The organism is Roseibium sp. RKSG952 (assembly GCF_009711355.1).
In genome coordinates this window covers 51,733-67,074 of the sequence record NZ_SMMF01000958.1, presented here as the reverse complement: position 1 = coordinate 67,074, position 15,342 = coordinate 51,733, and the positions used below count along the sequence as shown (strand labels likewise).

Genomic DNA, 15,342 nt, shown 5'->3' with positions numbered 1-15,342 from the left:
TTTGGTTGGGCTCGGTGCTCGCCAGTCTTACGTTTAGCGCGAACCAATCGATTGCTGACCTCGTGTCCCCCTACGGCGGGGAAACCGCCCCAAACTTTGTCGAGCTTTCGGTGCAGCCCGATCATGTGCGAGTAACCCTTGAGGTCGATTTGAACGACTATCCCATATTCGTCATTCCAGACGATGGTTCGGGTACGTCACTGGCCGAGCGTACGGGTCGAAACCTTCAGATCTGGGCAGACGAAGAGGAACTGACCGGCACAACGAATACGATTGATGTACGCCCCAGAATTTCACGGCAAACAGCCGCGAGTGCTCTGTATCGACCGCGACCACGCAGCGAAAATGTCGTCTTCGTGGATATGGAGTTTCCGTTCAATGGCAAGCCTGAACGGGTCACATTCATTCCCCCCCTAAGTCCAGACGGGATTCCCCTGGCTTCACTCGGCGTTGTGGTCGAGCACATGGGTGTTCCGGTGACAGACTATCGGTACCTTTCTCAGGCTGAGACCATGCTGCCAGATTGGGATGATCCTTGGTTTAGCAAGTTTGAGAACCCAAACCTCACCCGCCACCACAAGTCCCCGATGATGTCTTTTCTAGCCATGGAACCGCGTGTTGTCCGGCACGAGATCATATTGCGTTTGACAGACTTCGAAACTTGGGCGGATTTGGACTTTGAAGGCGCAGAGCGATTAACCTCAGATGATGTCGCCAGGATCAAGTCTGACGTCTCGGACTTTTTTGCGACGCGAAACCCGCTCACCGTCGACGGCAAGCCGATGAAACCGGAAACGGTGCAGGTTTCACGTATTGAAGTTGGGGCTGAAGGTTTGCGTGTTCTTCCGGATGAATCAGAGGCTAACCGAAAGACGATGTTGCTGGGCGTGGTCCTTTCCTATCCGGTTGCGACCTTGCCGAAACAAGTTGATCTGGCATGGGAGCTTTTCGCAGATGGTTTGGATGTTATTCCGATCACCCTCTCCGATCCGGCAGGGGCAGTCCCCTCGCAGATTTACGCATCCGATCCTGTTGTAAGCTGGAACAATCACCTGACGACTTGGATAAACCCACAAACGAGCCCGGTCGTAGTCAAAGTCTCGGGAGTAACGCAGGTGCCTTCGCTTGCGTTCGGCTTAGGTTTTCTGTGTTTGGTATGCGCCTATTATTCGTCGCAACGTGCAAACGGTCAGCGTCTGATCTTGCTTGGCCTGACCGGAGCATTCGGTGCCGCTGCGATTGTCACTTACTCATTGAACAACTTGTCGACAGCGCCCGAGCCGGATGAGATCGCGACGCATCAAATCGTAGAAGGCCTGTTGACCAACATCGGAACCACGATGCTTGAGACGCGAGATGACAATACCGTGGCGGCGATGGAGCCATATGTCGAAGCAATCAATCGCGAAAAGGTTCAAGCAGAGATGCGTCGTGGCTTGTCGGTTACCCTGCCCTCTGGCGCCTTGGCACGAGTCGAAGCGATTTCAGACCTGAACGTCGAAAGCTTCTCGCCCGGCACAGACAGACATCAGCATCAGGCCCTCGCCAATTGGACTGCCCGTGTAAGCGGAGGTCATTGGGGGCACCTACACAGGCAAACGGTTTCTTATCGCGGCTTGCTAGACGTTTCGCGGCATGGCGACCATTGGATGCTTGATGACCTGACGATTATCAGCGCCAAAACAGGAGGGTAATTCTGTGGTAGTGGTTAGATTGTTTTTTGCCACGTTCCTGTTTGCCATGATCTTTTTGTGCGCAGGCAGAGCAGAGGCGCATTTCAATCTAAACCAGAATGTCCGCATTCATCATGTGGCTCATTCGGAAGATGGCTTAGATGTCTATTTGCGCCTTCCGATGCCGTATCTGGTTGCGGAACTCGTCGGTCCCGAAGGCTCGGACGGTTTGCCCGAACCAGCTCCTTACACATACAATCTGATCGAAGATGGGGTGCTGATGCACTACTTGGATCAGGTCGCGTTGCAAAAAGATCCAACCGGCTTGGCTCGTATTGCTGAAAACGGCTTTGTGCTATCTATCGACGGTCACCAACAAACACCAGAAATCGTCTCGATAAGACTGCACCCGTCGGGGCAAGAACCTGGGTTTGCCACGCTTGATGAGGCGCATTCGGCACTTGCGCCAAGAGATGTGTTTCCAACAACCGAGGAGATTTATGTTGGCGAGGTGATGGTTGACGTACATCTGCGCTTTGTGACGGGAGAGGTTGTAGCATACAGTTTATCCTACACTTCTGATCCGGGACTTCCTGAACAAGAAGAAACGGCGAACCTGATCCTCGACTATAACGGGCAGGATGTTAGGACATTTCGTGCGCGGGGCCTGATGCATACCCCGGTCGAAGTTTCCGGATCAGCAACCGCAGCCGCTTCGACCTTCTTTGTCGAAGGTATTCGGCATATTTTGGAAGGTCCCGATCACGTTCTGTTTGTGCTTTGCATGATCATCGGTGCATTGAACTTACACAGCCTTCTCGCCCGCGTCACAGGGTTTACATTGGGTCACACGGTAACACTGATTTTAGGTTTTTTTGGCTTTGCGCCGAGCGGAGCGTGGTTCATCCCAACTGTTGAATTAGCAATAGCACTTTCAATTATCTACGCTGCTGCGATGGCAGTTTGGCCACCGGAAAAAGGCCATGGCGACCTGAAGGCTTTTGCCATCACGTCCGGGATTGGGTTGCTGCACGGGTTTGGTTTCTCCTTCATGTTGCACCAGATTCTACGTGTTGATGCACCGAACGTTTGGCACAGCTTGCTGGCCTTCAATGTTGGAGTAGAGGCTGGACAAGTCATGATCGTTCTATTGGTCTGGCCCCTGGTGTTGTTGTTGCGCAAACAACCAGGTCGTATTTGGGTCGGCTCTCGCACTGTCGTTGCCGCGTGCGCAAGTCTGGTCGCAATGGTTTGGGTAGTGGAAAGGGCAGAGTTCTTTCTCTGATCCGTGCGTTTGTTGACATGAATCACGTTAGCCGCTGGTCGTCCGATACGTGGTTTTTGCCGCTGTATGGCAAGTTTCTTTACGCATCGCTTAATCTGCGAAGTTTACTTGCGAATGTCCGCTTCGGGCTGTGACAGGTCGCCGAACAACAATGCAGCGAAATGCGGCATGGAGCCCAAAACAGGCAAATGATAAATCAGGCTCCTTTGACGGCAGACACCCAGCCTCTGCGAACATCTAGTATCAAATTGAAACAGAAAATACTGCGTCGCTCTTGTGAATTAGCCTCAGCTTCTGCCCACTAAAGCGTGCGAAGCCATTCAGGACAGAGCGTTAGGACTAGCTTTTTTGCATCTAACTGTCAGGAATCATATTAGTTAGCACTACCAGTCTGCAAAAAATTTACAGATATAGCTGCAATTGGTGAATAAATTTACAAAATTTTATTTCAAATCCAGCAATTTGTTGTGAAATTTTCCTCCGGCTTTCCATTATTGATTTGCACATAAGTGCGCTTTCGTCTGCTGGAAGAGGAGCCAAATGACGAAAGAAAGGGAAATGGGAGGAATTAATGACCAATAAATCTGTCACACGCCGCGGCGTGTTGAAGTCTGGTGCCGTCGCAGGTACCGGTCTGGCCCTGCCTACGATCTTCACGGCTTCGTCGGCTGCTGCTTACACCAACGAACCAACCGGAGGGTCCGTAACCCTGGGCTTCAATGTTCCCCAGACTGGGCCGTATGCTGAAGAGGGTAACGACGAGTTGCTGGCGCAACAGCTGGCCGTCGAACATCTCAATGGTGAGGGAGATGGCGGTTGCTTGAACACCTTCACTTCGAAGGCGCTGAAGGGCAACGGTATCCTTGGAAAGAAAGTAGAGTTCGTCACAGGCGACACGCAGACCAAGTCAGACGCTGCGCGTGCATCGGCAAAATCGATGATCGAAAAAGACGGTGCCATCATGATCAATGGCGGTTCGTCATCGGGTGTGGCCGTTGCTGTGCAAGGCCTCTGTCAAGAAGCAGGCGTGATCTTCATGGCGGGTCTAACCCACGCCAACGACACGACTGGCAAAGACAAGAAGGCAAATGGTTTCCGCCATTTCTTCAACGCCTACATGTCGGGTGCTGCCCTTGCACCTGTGCTGGCCGCCGAGATGGGCAATGAGCGCCGCGCCTATCACCTGACGGCTGACTACAACTGGGGTTGGACTCAGGAAGAGTCCATTGTTGCCTCGACGGAAGCCTTGGGGTGGGAAACGGTCAACACTGTCAAAACACCGCTCGCGTCCACGGACTTCTCGTCCTACATCACTCCGGTTCTGAACTCGGGCGCTGACGTTCTGGTTCTGAACCACTACGGCGGCAATATGGTGAACTCGCTCACCAACGCAATTCAGTTCGGCTTGCTCGACAAGGTGGCCAACGGCAAGGATTTCAAGATCGTCGTACCGCTGTATTCGGAACTGATGGCCGCTGGTGCAGGTGAGAACATCAAAGGCGTGCTGGGTTCGATGAACTGGAACTGGCAGCTGCAAGATGAGGGCACCAAGGCCTTTGTCAAATCGTTTGGTGAGAAGTACGGCAAACCGCCGTCCAACTCTGCACAGACCTGCTATGCACAAGTTCTGCTTTATGCGGATGCGTGTGAGCGTGCTGGTACATTCAACCCGTGCGGCGTTGTCGAAGCTCTGGAAGACTTCGAGTTTGACGGTTTGGGCAACGGTCCGACCTGGTACCGCGGTGCGGACCACCAGTGCTTCAAAGACGTGTTGGTCGTTCGCGGCAACGAAAACCCGACCAACGCCTATGACACTCTGGAAATCGTCGAGATCACGCCGCGCGCACAGGTCGAATACGACCCTGAGCATCCGATGTTCGCCGGTGGCTCACTGGGTGAGTGTAACCCGGGCGCGTAAGTCCTCGTGTCTAAGTCTGGCTGCCAAAAAGGTGGCCAGACACCTTCAACAGGGCTGATCCTGTTAACCGCTTAATTCACACTGACCAACCCTGAGGTGGGGCCAATGGACGCCATCCTATTGCAAATTTTGAACGGTCTGGACAAAGGCTCGGCCTATGCGTTGATTGCGCTGGGTCTGACGCTTATTTTTGGAACGCTGGGCGTTGTGAACTTTGCCCACGGGGCACTGTTCATGATCGGTGCGTTCTGTGCCGTTACTCTGCAAAAGCTCATGAACCTGAGCTTTGTGACCATCGACGAGAGCCAAACCGACTTCCTGGGTAACCCGCTGAAGGTTGAAACACCCTACGTCGAGGCCTGGTTCGGCCCAGAGACCGGTGCGACGATCATCGATTGGTCTGTTCCACTGGCTGTCCTGTTTGCGATCCCGATCATGTTGGCAGTGGGCTACGTGATGGAACGCGGGTTGATTAAGCATTTCTACAAGCGCCCTCACGCTGACCAGATCCTTGTGACGTTTGGTCTGGCGATCGTGTTGCAGGAAATCGTAAAGTACTTCTTCGGTGCCAATCCAATCCAAACTCCACCGCCTGACGCGCTGAGCGGTTCTATCGACCTTGGCACAATGGTTGGATTTGACCCCAACGCCATAATCTATCCAATTTGGCGTCTGGTGTACTTCGGATTTGCCGTCGCGATAATCGGTGCTGTTTTCTCATTCCTGCAATTCACCACGTTCGGCATGGTCGTGCGCGCCGGAATGGCGGATCGCGAGACCGTAGGCTTACTGGGAATAAACATCGACCGGCGCTTTACGATCATGTTCGGTATCGCTGCCGCAGTGGCCGGTTTGGCAGGTGTAATGTACGGGCCGCTGAACCCGCCAAATTATCACATGGGGATGGACTTTCTGGTCCTTAGCTTTGTTGTGGTTGTTGTCGGCGGCATGGGCTCGCTGCCCGGAGCTGTGCTGGCTGGCTTTCTACTGGGCATCCTGGAGAGTTTTGCCTCAACAACCTGGGCCACCACGACAATCCCTGGGATCAACCAAATCATCATCTACCTTGTTGCCATCATTGTGCTTCTGACACGCCCGCGCGGGTTGATGGGACGCAAAGGCGTGATGGAGGAATAATCGATGTTTGGACTGAACAAAAAAGACACCAGCCTTCTGATCATCGTCGGCCTTCTCACTCTGCTGGCCCCATTCATCCTGAACCCGTTCCCAGAAGGCAGCGCCATGGCGCAATTTAACGCGGGTTATCCGGACTTGATGCAGCGTTTCGTGATTTTTGGCATCTTTGCCATCGGGTTCAACATCCTATTCGGCCTTACAGGATACCTGTCATTCGGTCACGCAGCCTTTTTGGGTGTCGGATCGTATTCAGCCGTATGGATGTTCAAGTTGCTGAGCTACAATATCATTCCAGCGATCGCACTCAGCGTTGTAGTTGCCGGGGTGTTCTCACTGCTGATTGGTTATGTCAGTCTGCGTCGGTCGGGCATCTACTTTTCGATCCTGACTCTGGCCTTTGCGCAGATGAGTTTTGCATTGGCCTACTCTGTTTTGTCGAACCCCAAGTTCAACCTAACCAACGGGGAAACCGGCCTGCAGGTTTACGCAGACGATCCGCAAATCTTGCAAGGCGCCAACTCACCAGACCTGCCGCATCTATTCGGGCTGCCGATGCGCGCAACCTATACAATGGACGTGGGAGCGTGGAGTTTTGATTTTAACGCGGGATACTATCTATGTGCGATAATCATGATGATGGTATTCTATCTGTCCATCCGCATCTTCCGCTCACCTTTTGGCATGATGCTACGGGCGGTCAAATCAAACCAGCAACGGATGAGCTATACCGGCCTAAACTCAAAGCCGTACACATTGGCGGCGTTTGTTATCTCTGGCATGTATGCCGGATTAGCTGGTGGTCTGATGGCCGCAATGGACCCGCTGGCAGGCGCAGAGCGTATGCAGTGGACCGCTTCGGGTGAAGTCGTTCTGATGACGATACTGGGTGGTACAGGCACTTTGATCGGTCCAGTACTGGGTGCAGGTTTCATCAAATATTTCGAGAATATCTTCTCCAAGATCAACGACAACGTCTTGCACAGTTGGTTTGCTTTCCTGCCTGACGGTTTGGAGGACGCGGTAGTGTTCGTGATCCATCCGTTCATTGGAAAAGGTTGGCATCTGACGCTCGGCATCCTCTTCATGCTGGTCGTTATCTACTTGCCCGGTGGTCTTGTCGAAGGTGGCCAGCGTTTGCTTAACCGGATCAAGCGCAAGAAATCAAAAGCCGACGATGCAACGTCTGGCAAAACGGAACCGGCGGAATAAGGGGCGCGCCATGGCAATTCTAAGAGTCAAAGACGTCAGCAAGCGCTTCGGCGGTCTCAAGGCACTAACGGACGTAAATCTCAGTGTTGAGGAAAACTCGGTTCACGCAATCATCGGCCCCAATGGTGCCGGCAAGTCGACTTTGCTAAATTGTCTGGTGGGCAAGCTTATGCCAGACACCGGTTCCGTATTGTTCGACAACGCCTCGGTGTTGGGGCGTGAACCCTATCAGATCAACCAGATGGGTATTAGTCGCGTGTTCCAGACGCCGGAGATTTTTGGTGAGCTGACAGTGATGGAGAACATGTTGATCCCGATTTTTGCAATGCGGGACGGTGCATTCCGAATGCATGCATATGAGACCATCGCAAACGAGCGCGACATCGTCGATCAAGCCGAAGCCATGCTGGAAGAGATGAATATGGCAGACAAACGCGAAATGCATGCTGCCTCGCTGTCGCGCGGTGACAAGCGGCGGCTTGAGATTGGCATGTGTCTCAGCCAAAATCCGCGGCTACTTCTACTGGATGAACCCACGGCTGGGATGGCGAGGGCGGATACCAACAACACGATCGATCTGCTAAAACAAATTAAGGATGAGCGCGACATCACCATCGCAATCATCGAGCATGACATGCATGTGGTCTTCAGCCTAGCCGAACGCATCACTGTTCTGGCTCAGGGTACACCTCTGGTTGAAGATACTCCTGAAAACATCCGCGGTAACCCCAAAGTTCGCGAGGCCTATCTAGGCGAGGCTGCGTAAGGAAAAGCTATGAACGAAAAACCTGACTTTTCGAAAAACGCCAATTTGGCCAGCACGGCCCCTGCATTTCTCTCCGTTTGGGATATGCACTCCTACTATGGAGAAAGCTACATCGTGCAAGGCGTCAGCTTCAACGTGCACGAAGGTGAAATTCTTGCTCTTCTCGGGCGCAACGGCGCGGGTAAAACCTCAACACTTCGTTCGATTGCGAGAGTTGGAGAGCCTGAAGTAAGACATGGTGAAATCTGGCTCGACCATAAGCCTCTACACAACATGACTAGCTACGAAGCCGCCGCGGCAGGCCTTGGTCTGGTACCGGAAGACAGGCGCATTATTCCCGGCCTAACCGTGGAAGAAAACTTGCAGCTTGCTCAGATTGCCCCGCCAATCGGATGGTCACTGGAACGGCTTTACGAACTGTTCCCGCGTTTGGGTGAGCGTAGAAAACAAGAGGGAATTACACTGTCAGGAGGCGAACAGCAGATGCTGTCAATCGCCAGAGCCTTGGCGAGGGACATCAAGGTCTTACTCTTGGATGAACCATATGAGGGACTGGCTCCTGTCATTGTCGATGAAATCGAAAAGACCCTTATTCACGTTAAGCAACAGGGTATGACCACGATCATTGTTGAGCAAAACGCCGTACGTGCTTTGGAGTTGGCGGACCGTGCGATCATACTAGATACCGGGACCATTGTATTTGATGGTACGGCGAAAGAGGTGCTTGAGGACACCAATCTCCGTGAAGAATATCTAGCAATCTAGTTCGCATATTTCGCGCTAATCAGGTCAAAAGGGCAGACTTAAAACACGTCCAAAGCACTTGTTTGCTTCGGAGGTAAGTTTACTGACTTGCGCGAACCTTCGCCAATTCTCGTGCCGCAGCAGCATCTTGAAGCGGCGGCAATCCAAATAATCGTCGATATTCGCGGCTGAATTGGGACGTGCTTTCATAGCCTACACGGTAAGCCACCGACGCAGCGTTGCCTTCACGGGCAACCAGATAACGCTTGGCTTCATGCAACCGGAACTGCTTTTGATATTGGAGTGGGCTGATACCAGCGACTTTCTTAAAGCGACGGTGGAAGGTCGTAAGACTCATGCCCGCCAATTCAGCCAATTCACGGACCTCCAATCGTTCGGCATGATGTTGACGTATGAATTCCATCGTCTGACGAATGCGGGATAGATCGGAATCTGCTGTGCCAATCTGACGTAGGAATGGACCCATCGGTCCAACGAGAAACCTGTACAGAAGTTCCTGCTCATACAAAGGTCCAAGCGCTTGTATTTCATCTGGACGGTCGAGCATACCCAACAGTCTGCCCCATGTTTCAATCAGCAATTCAGAAGCTGACTGCAACCCAAAGCTTTGATCGCCTGAGTGTTCAGATATCGGGGCTTTTCGCATCGCGTCAGCGAGTTTGGTTGTATTGATCGTTAAAGCAAGCGCCAGAAAAGGTTCGCTGACAGATGCGCGGGTGACTTGTCCGAGCGCCGACAATTCTGCTGCTATCATCAGGCAAGAGCCACCCGAGTAATCCAGCACCTTTTCCCCGATGATGGTGCGTTTTTCGCCCTGTAAAATCAGGCAAACGCTTGGCTCATATATGAGTGGGATCAACTCTGTAGGCTGGTCCAGCTTATGTATTTCCAAGTCAGGAATCGCAGACGAGCCCGCATGTTTCAACGCAAGCGCTTTGAGATCGGATATCTGTTTCATGCAAGGAATAAGGCGATTCCTATGTGGATAGTCAATATCGTGACAGAAATAGGCAATGATTGTACATGATCAGGCAGGGACGACCCTTTCTCCATGCCCATATGCTCCACAACGATCAATCAAGAATGGAGTATTGATATGAAAAAGCGACAACTGGGCAGCCAGGGACTTGAGGTATCCGCCCTCGGCTATGGTGCGATGGGGGTGACGTCTTTCTATGGAGCAAGTGATGAGGCGTCTGCCCTTGCCGCTGTCCAGAAAGCCTATGATTTAGGGGTCACCTTCTTCGACACAGCAGAACTGTACGGCTGGGGTGAGAACGAAAAATTCATTGGCCGCGCGGTCAAAGAGTTTCGCGATGACATCGTGATCGCAACCAAGTTTGGATTCTCACGCGATCCTGAAGGCGGTTTGAGCATCGGTTTGAACAGCACCCCCGAGAACATTCGCAATGTGACTGAAAACAGCCTGCGCTATCTGGATACTGACCGCATTGATCTTCTCTATCAGCACCGGCCAGACCCCAATGTTCCGATTGAGGACGTTGCAGGCACCGTCGCTGACCTCATCAAAGAAGGCAAAGTGCTGCATTTCGGACTAAGCGAGGCGGGTGAAAAAACACTCCGACGTGCCCATGCTGTGCAACCCGTCGCAGCGCTGCAAACAGAGTATTCGCTCTTTGCTCGGGATGTAGAAGTACTGTTTCCAGTGCTGCGCGAACTCGGGATTGGTTTTGTTCCCTATTCACCACTAGGGCGCGGATTCCTGACGGGCCACGCAAAACCTGTGGACAACTATGAAGAGACCGATTTCCGAAAGTTTGACCCACGTTGGCAGCCTGGCAACTATGAAAAGAACGTCGACGCGGTCGAAAAACTCAAAGCGCTCGCCAAAACGAAGAACGCATCTGTCTCGCAACTTGCGCTGGCGTGGCTTTTGGCACAGGGCGACAACATCGCTCCTATCCCAGGTACACGTAGTCAGGAACGACTGACAGAAAACGTCGGTGCGGCAGAACTTGATCTGAATGCTGATGATTTGAAAGCTATCGCGGAAATCCTTCCGAAGGGAGGATTTGGTGCGCGATACGCAGAAGCGTTCATGCCGCAGTGGGACTAATCTCGCGCTCAGCGAGTGACTTTGTCTGACTTGAGTTCACTGCTGAAAATTAAGACAGCGATCATCGGTGGTAAGTACGATGGCCGCTTCGTCCCGCTATTCGGAATCGCAAGGTTTCATCATTATTATCCCCTCAGGGGTAAAGGCGCACCAATAGCCTGATAGTTTTGGACACGATCGATCGCTCTGGCAGATCACCGATTTCTGACCGGGAACCCAGACCCTGCTTGTGATCAAACCAAGAGAAAACCCCCAAAACTGTTAGTCCTGGGGGTTCTGATTGTTAGTAGTGGATCGAACGCTGACCCGGTGTTTTCTGCAGAGGAGGCGCAAATTTTGTCAGGTCAATTCCATCTACAGCGCGCTTGTATTCATCCATGTTCGGGGTGCGACCCAGAATGGCCGACAGGACAACTACAGGAGTTGATGCCAACAGTGACTCGCCCTTCTTCTCAGCCGAGTCCTCAACAACCCGGCCCTTGAACAGGCGCGTGGATGTGGCAAGAACGGTATCACCTTTTGCGGCTTTTTCCTGGTTACCCATGCAAAGGTTACATCCCGGACGTTCAAGATACAGGATGTTCTCATATTCGACCCGAGCTGCGCTTTTGGGTGCCGCATCGTCGAACTCGAACCCCGAGTACTTTTGCAGAACTGCCCAATCGCCCTCTTCCTTCAACTCATCAATGATGTTGTAAGTCGGAGCCGAAACAACCAGCGGAGCATTGAACGCGATCTTTTCATGCGTCTTTTCAAGGTTACGAAGCATCTGTGCGACGATCTTCAAATCACCTTTATGCACCATGCATGAGCCGACAAAACCCAGATCAACCTTCTTTTCACCGTTGTAGTAAGAGACAGGCCGGATCGTATCATGTGTGTACCGCTTGGAGACGTCTTCATTGTTGACGTCAGGGTCCGCAATCATGGGCTCGTCGACCTGATCTAGATCCACGACCAGTTCTGCAAAGTAATTTGCATTCAAGTCGGGGGTCAGGGCGGGTTTTGAGCCGGATTTAATCTCGGCAATGCGCTTATCGGCGATGTCGATCAAGCCCTGAAGAGTCTGGGCCTGGTTGTCCATTCCCTTGTCGATCATGATCTGGATGCGGCTCTTGGCGATTTCGAGCGATTCAATCAGCGTTTCGTTTTCGGAAATACAGATCGATGCTTTGGCCTTCATCTCAGCCGACCAGTCGGTGAAGGTGAATGCCTGATCTGCGATCAGCGTGCCGATGTGAACCTCGATGACGCGTCCCTGAAAGACATTGTCTCCGAATTGCTTCAGCATCTGAGCCTGCGTTGCATGTACCACATCACGGAAGTCCATGTGATCCTTGAGGGTTCCTTTGAACGTAACCTTCACGGATTCCGGGATTGGCATCGTTGCCTCGCCGGTCGCCAAAGCAAGCGCAACGGTTCCCGAGTCTGCACCAAAGGCTACACCCTTTGACATACGGGTGTGAGAGTCGCCACCAATGATAACTGCCCAGTCATCGACCGTGATATCGTTTAGAACTTTGTGAATCACGTCCGTCATGGCGTGGTATTCACCCTTTGGATCCCGTGCGGTGATCAGGCCGAACTTGTTCATGAAACTCATGAGCTTTGGGATGTTTTCCTGCGCCTTGAAATCCCAGACCGAGGCGGTATGGCACCCGGACTGATACGCACCGTCAACAGTCGGGGAGATCACGGTCGCGGCCATGGACTCAAGCTCTTGTGCAGTCATCAGGCCGGTTGTGTCCTGCGAACCGACGATGTTCACCTTGACCCTAACGTCCGATCCGGCATGCAGGACGGCCCCGTCGGCGACACCAACTGCATTCTTGTTGAAGATCTTCTCAACCGCGGTCAGGCCTTGTCCTTCATGCGAGATCTCTTTGGACGCAGCAAAGACAGGTGGCGTTTCAACGCCGAGTGTCTGTGCAGCGAAGCTCTGAAGCTTTTTACCAAACACGATCGCATAGGAGCCGCCGGCCTTGATGAACTCGACTTTTTGCGGGGTCAGTGACGAAGAGATATCAACCAGCTCTTTATCGCCGTCATAGAGCTTTTTTGTCTTGGTGTTGATTGTCAGCACAGTGCCATTATCAACCGAGTAGGCTTGCTCAAGCACCGGTTCGTCATTGTCATCCAGGACCGGCTGACCGTCAGCATCAAGTTTCTTGACCCAGTTCTTCAGGTCAATCCCGATGCCACCTGTCACTCCGACGGTTGTCAGAAAGATCGGCGAAATTCCGTTCGTACCAGCCACAATCGGTGCGATGTTGACGAATGGCACATAGGGGCTTGCCTGCTTACCAGTCCACAAAGCCACATTGTTCACGCCCGACATCCGGGACGAACCCACGCCCATGGTCCCTTTTTCCGCGATCAGCATAACGCGCTTGTCAGGGTGCTGCTTCTGCAGTTCCTGAATTTCGACCTGAGCCGCTTCGGAGATCATGCACTTGCCATGCAATTCACGGTCAGACCTGGAGTGAGCCTGATTACCCGGCGAAAGAAGGTCGGTCGAAACATCACCTTCTGCAGTAATGTAGGTTACAACCTGAATTTCCTCTTCGATGTCGGGAAGCTTTGTAAAGAACTCGGCCTTGGCGTAGCTTTCCAAAACTTCTTTGGCGACCGCATTACCAGCGGCGTAGGCAGACGCCAGGCGGTCAGTATCTGCTTCATACAGAAATACCTGTGTTTTCAGCACTTCGGCCGCTTGCTGAGCGATCTCCAGATCATCTCCCAGTGCCAGATCAAGAAGGGCGTCGACGGAAGGGCCACCCTTCATGTGCGACAAAAGCTCAAAGGCAAAAGCCGGTGAAATCTCTTCAACAGTCGCCGTGCCTAGAATGATCTCTTTCAGGAACCCCGCCTTTTCGCCTGCAGCGCTGGTCGTGCCCGGCAAGGTGTTGTATACGAAGAACTTCAGGGATTCTTGCCTGTGTTCATTTTCAACATCTTTTATTTGCGAGATGATTTCTTTTGTGAGCGCGCCGTCTTCGATAGGCTTCGGGTGCAGCCCCTGCCCTTTGCGCGTTTCAATCTCATTTAGGTAGTCTGTGAACAGGCTCATGATTTTCCCGACGTATAAGCGTTAAATGAAGCTTGAACGATGGGCCTCAGCAGTGACTGGCGAACCCGGAGAAGCTTGCTGTATGCGGCGGTATACCAAATGAAACAGAGTTGCAAGAAATACGGATCGTGGCATGTTGCCCCACCTGACCCATACCTGAAAGTTGCTTACGGCGTCAGGTCTGGTTCGCCTCCTGCTCCCTATTTGGCAGTGAAGAGTTTTCACCCTGCAACTTCGACATCACGATCACAGAAGTAGCCGGCTGTCGGTCTTGACCAAGATTCAAGATCCGGCGTTTCTTTACAGAGAAAAAACAAATCATCTGGCCTGCAGTGAATTCACAGTGTTATTGGTCAGCATGATATGAGGAGGGGCGGTATGTCATTGAAACTGGAAGAAATGTGCAGCGGGCTGGGATTTCCTGAAGGCCCTGTGGCTATGGATGACGGATCACTGCTTTTCGTCGACATCAAAGAACAGACACTGCTGCGCCTCAGCGAAGATGGCAAAGTCAGCGTAGTTGCTGAAATTCCCGGGGGTCCGAATGGCATTGCCATCGGCCCTGATGGCGCCGCATATGTTTGTAACAACGGTGGCGTCTACAGCTTCGTGCCCTACGGCCCCGAGCAAATTACGGTCCCTGCCCCTATACGACCGAACTACAAGGGAGGATCAGTCCACCGTGTGGATCTGGACACGGGGGAAGTAACCCAACTCTACGATTCGTATGACGGAAAGCGTCTCATCGCTCCGGACGATATCGTTTTCGACACGTCTGGGGGATTTTGGTTCACTGACACGGGCATTCAGGATGACGAATCGACGCGATATGGCGGCCTATATTATGCAACCATCGACGGAAAATCCCTGACCAAAGCTGCCACCATACCGATGCCAAATGGTGTGGGACTGTCCCCAGATGGCAAGACTGTTTACGTATCAGACACTGTTTACGGACGTCTCTGGGCGATGGAGATCACTGCTCCCGGTAAAGTGAAGCCGGGACCTTTGCCCGGAATGCCGGGAAATGTTGTTCAAACGCTACCCGGATACCAGTGGCTTGATAGTCTCAAGGTCGAAGAAGACGGACGTGTTTGCGTGGGAACATTGTTCACCGGTGGCATCACAGTATTCAATCTCGACGGAACCACGGAACACGTTGAAATACCTGATCTTTTCACAACCAACATGTGCTTTGGCGGCAGTGACATGCGTGACCTGTGGATTACCGCTTCAAGCACAGGCAAGATCTACAAGACCAGGTGGCCTCGACCGGGATTGAAACTTGTTTATTCAGTCTGATCTCAAAAACAAGATCGACTTTGCGCAATCAGCAACCCGGATCAACCCATAGCTGTGTAATGCGTGACATTTTGGCTGCCGTTCAATGAACCTTGGTCACGTGATGTTGCGTAAGTCTGGCGGGACAACCTTTGCTGTAG

At 52.5% G+C, this 15,342-nt stretch carries 11 protein-coding genes; 9 read left to right on the top strand and 2 right to left on the bottom strand.

Going from position 1 to position 15,342, the window contains the following annotated elements:
• Nucleotides 1-14: 14 nt before the first annotated feature.
• From E1297_RS39440 to E1297_RS39410, 7 genes are all read left to right on the top strand, one after another.
• Complete coding sequence (locus tag E1297_RS39440; protein ID WP_155148001.1) at nucleotides 15-1,694, top strand: hypothetical protein; 1,680 nt, start codon at nucleotides 15-17, stop codon at nucleotides 1,692-1,694.
• Between the two features lie 4 nt (nucleotides 1,695-1,698).
• A complete protein-coding gene (locus tag E1297_RS51440; RefSeq protein WP_155147999.1) occupies nucleotides 1,699-2,958 on the top strand; it encodes a HupE/UreJ family protein in 1,260 nt (419 codons plus the stop codon).
• A 571-nt stretch (nucleotides 2,959-3,529) separates the two neighbouring features.
• Nucleotides 3,530-4,876: a substrate-binding protein gene (locus E1297_RS39430; RefSeq protein ID WP_155147997.1), complete on the top strand. Its 1,347-nt coding sequence runs from the start codon at nucleotides 3,530-3,532 to the stop codon at nucleotides 4,874-4,876.
• Nucleotides 4,877-4,981: 105 nt separating this feature from the next.
• Complete coding sequence (locus tag E1297_RS39425) at nucleotides 4,982-6,013, top strand: branched-chain amino acid ABC transporter permease (protein WP_155147996.1); 1,032 nt, start codon at nucleotides 4,982-4,984, stop codon at nucleotides 6,011-6,013.
• 3 nt (nucleotides 6,014-6,016) lie between these two features.
• On the top strand, nucleotides 6,017-7,222 hold the full coding sequence (locus E1297_RS39420; RefSeq protein ID WP_155147994.1) for a branched-chain amino acid ABC transporter permease: 1,206 nt from the start codon (nucleotides 6,017-6,019) through the stop codon (nucleotides 7,220-7,222).
• A gap of 10 nt (nucleotides 7,223-7,232) precedes the next feature.
• On the top strand, nucleotides 7,233-7,988 hold the full coding sequence (locus tag E1297_RS39415; protein WP_155147991.1) for an ABC transporter ATP-binding protein: 756 nt from the start codon (nucleotides 7,233-7,235) through the stop codon (nucleotides 7,986-7,988).
• 9 nt (nucleotides 7,989-7,997) lie between these two features.
• Complete coding sequence (locus E1297_RS39410; protein ID WP_155147989.1) at nucleotides 7,998-8,753, top strand: ABC transporter ATP-binding protein; 756 nt, start codon at nucleotides 7,998-8,000, stop codon at nucleotides 8,751-8,753.
• Nucleotides 8,754-8,832: 79 nt separating this feature from the next.
• Here E1297_RS39410 and E1297_RS39405 read toward each other — a convergent pair whose 3' ends face one another.
• Entirely contained in the window at nucleotides 8,833-9,711 is an 879-nt protein-coding gene (locus E1297_RS39405) for an AraC family transcriptional regulator (RefSeq protein ID WP_155147987.1), read from the bottom strand.
• Nucleotides 9,712-9,849: 138 nt separating this feature from the next.
• On the opposite strand from E1297_RS39405, the gene E1297_RS39400 reads away from it, so the two are divergent.
• Nucleotides 9,850-10,830 carry an aldo/keto reductase gene (locus tag E1297_RS39400; protein ID WP_155147985.1) on the top strand — a complete coding sequence of 327 codons (981 nt, stop codon included), beginning with the start codon at nucleotides 9,850-9,852 and terminating at the stop codon, nucleotides 10,828-10,830.
• 283 nt (nucleotides 10,831-11,113) lie between these two features.
• Here E1297_RS39400 and E1297_RS39395 read toward each other — a convergent pair whose 3' ends face one another.
• Nucleotides 11,114-13,900, bottom strand: coding sequence for a bifunctional aconitate hydratase 2/2-methylisocitrate dehydratase (locus tag E1297_RS39395; RefSeq protein ID WP_155147983.1), 2,787 nt, complete (start codon nucleotides 13,898-13,900; stop codon nucleotides 11,114-11,116).
• 378 nt (nucleotides 13,901-14,278) lie between these two features.
• Between E1297_RS39395 and E1297_RS39390 the strand changes: the two genes are divergently transcribed.
• The gene (locus E1297_RS39390) at nucleotides 14,279-15,202 is read left to right on the top strand and encodes an SMP-30/gluconolactonase/LRE family protein (RefSeq protein WP_155147982.1); all 924 of its coding nucleotides are present in this window, start codon (nucleotides 14,279-14,281) and stop codon (nucleotides 15,200-15,202) included.
• Nucleotides 15,203-15,342 lie beyond the last annotated feature (140 nt).

Coding starts and splice junctions, on each gene's coding strand:
- E1297_RS39430 (WP_155147997.1), top strand. CDS start 3,530: ATGACCAATAAATCTGTCACACGCCGCGGCGTGTTGAAGTCTGGTGCC.
- E1297_RS39425 (WP_155147996.1), top strand. CDS start 4,982: ATGGACGCCATCCTATTGCAAATTTTGAACGGTCTGGACAAAGGCTCG.
- E1297_RS39420 (WP_155147994.1), top strand. CDS start 6,017: ATGTTTGGACTGAACAAAAAAGACACCAGCCTTCTGATCATCGTCGGC.
- E1297_RS39415 (WP_155147991.1), top strand. CDS start 7,233: ATGGCAATTCTAAGAGTCAAAGACGTCAGCAAGCGCTTCGGCGGTCTC.
- E1297_RS39410 (WP_155147989.1), top strand. CDS start 7,998: ATGAACGAAAAACCTGACTTTTCGAAAAACGCCAATTTGGCCAGCACG.
- E1297_RS39405 (WP_155147987.1), bottom strand. CDS start 9,711: ATGAAACAGATATCCGATCTCAAAGCGCTTGCGTTGAAACATGCGGGC.
- E1297_RS39400 (WP_155147985.1), top strand. CDS start 9,850: ATGAAAAAGCGACAACTGGGCAGCCAGGGACTTGAGGTATCCGCCCTC.
- E1297_RS39395 (WP_155147983.1), bottom strand. CDS start 13,900: ATGAGCCTGTTCACAGACTACCTAAATGAGATTGAAACGCGCAAAGGG.
- E1297_RS39390 (WP_155147982.1), top strand. CDS start 14,279: ATGTCATTGAAACTGGAAGAAATGTGCAGCGGGCTGGGATTTCCTGAA.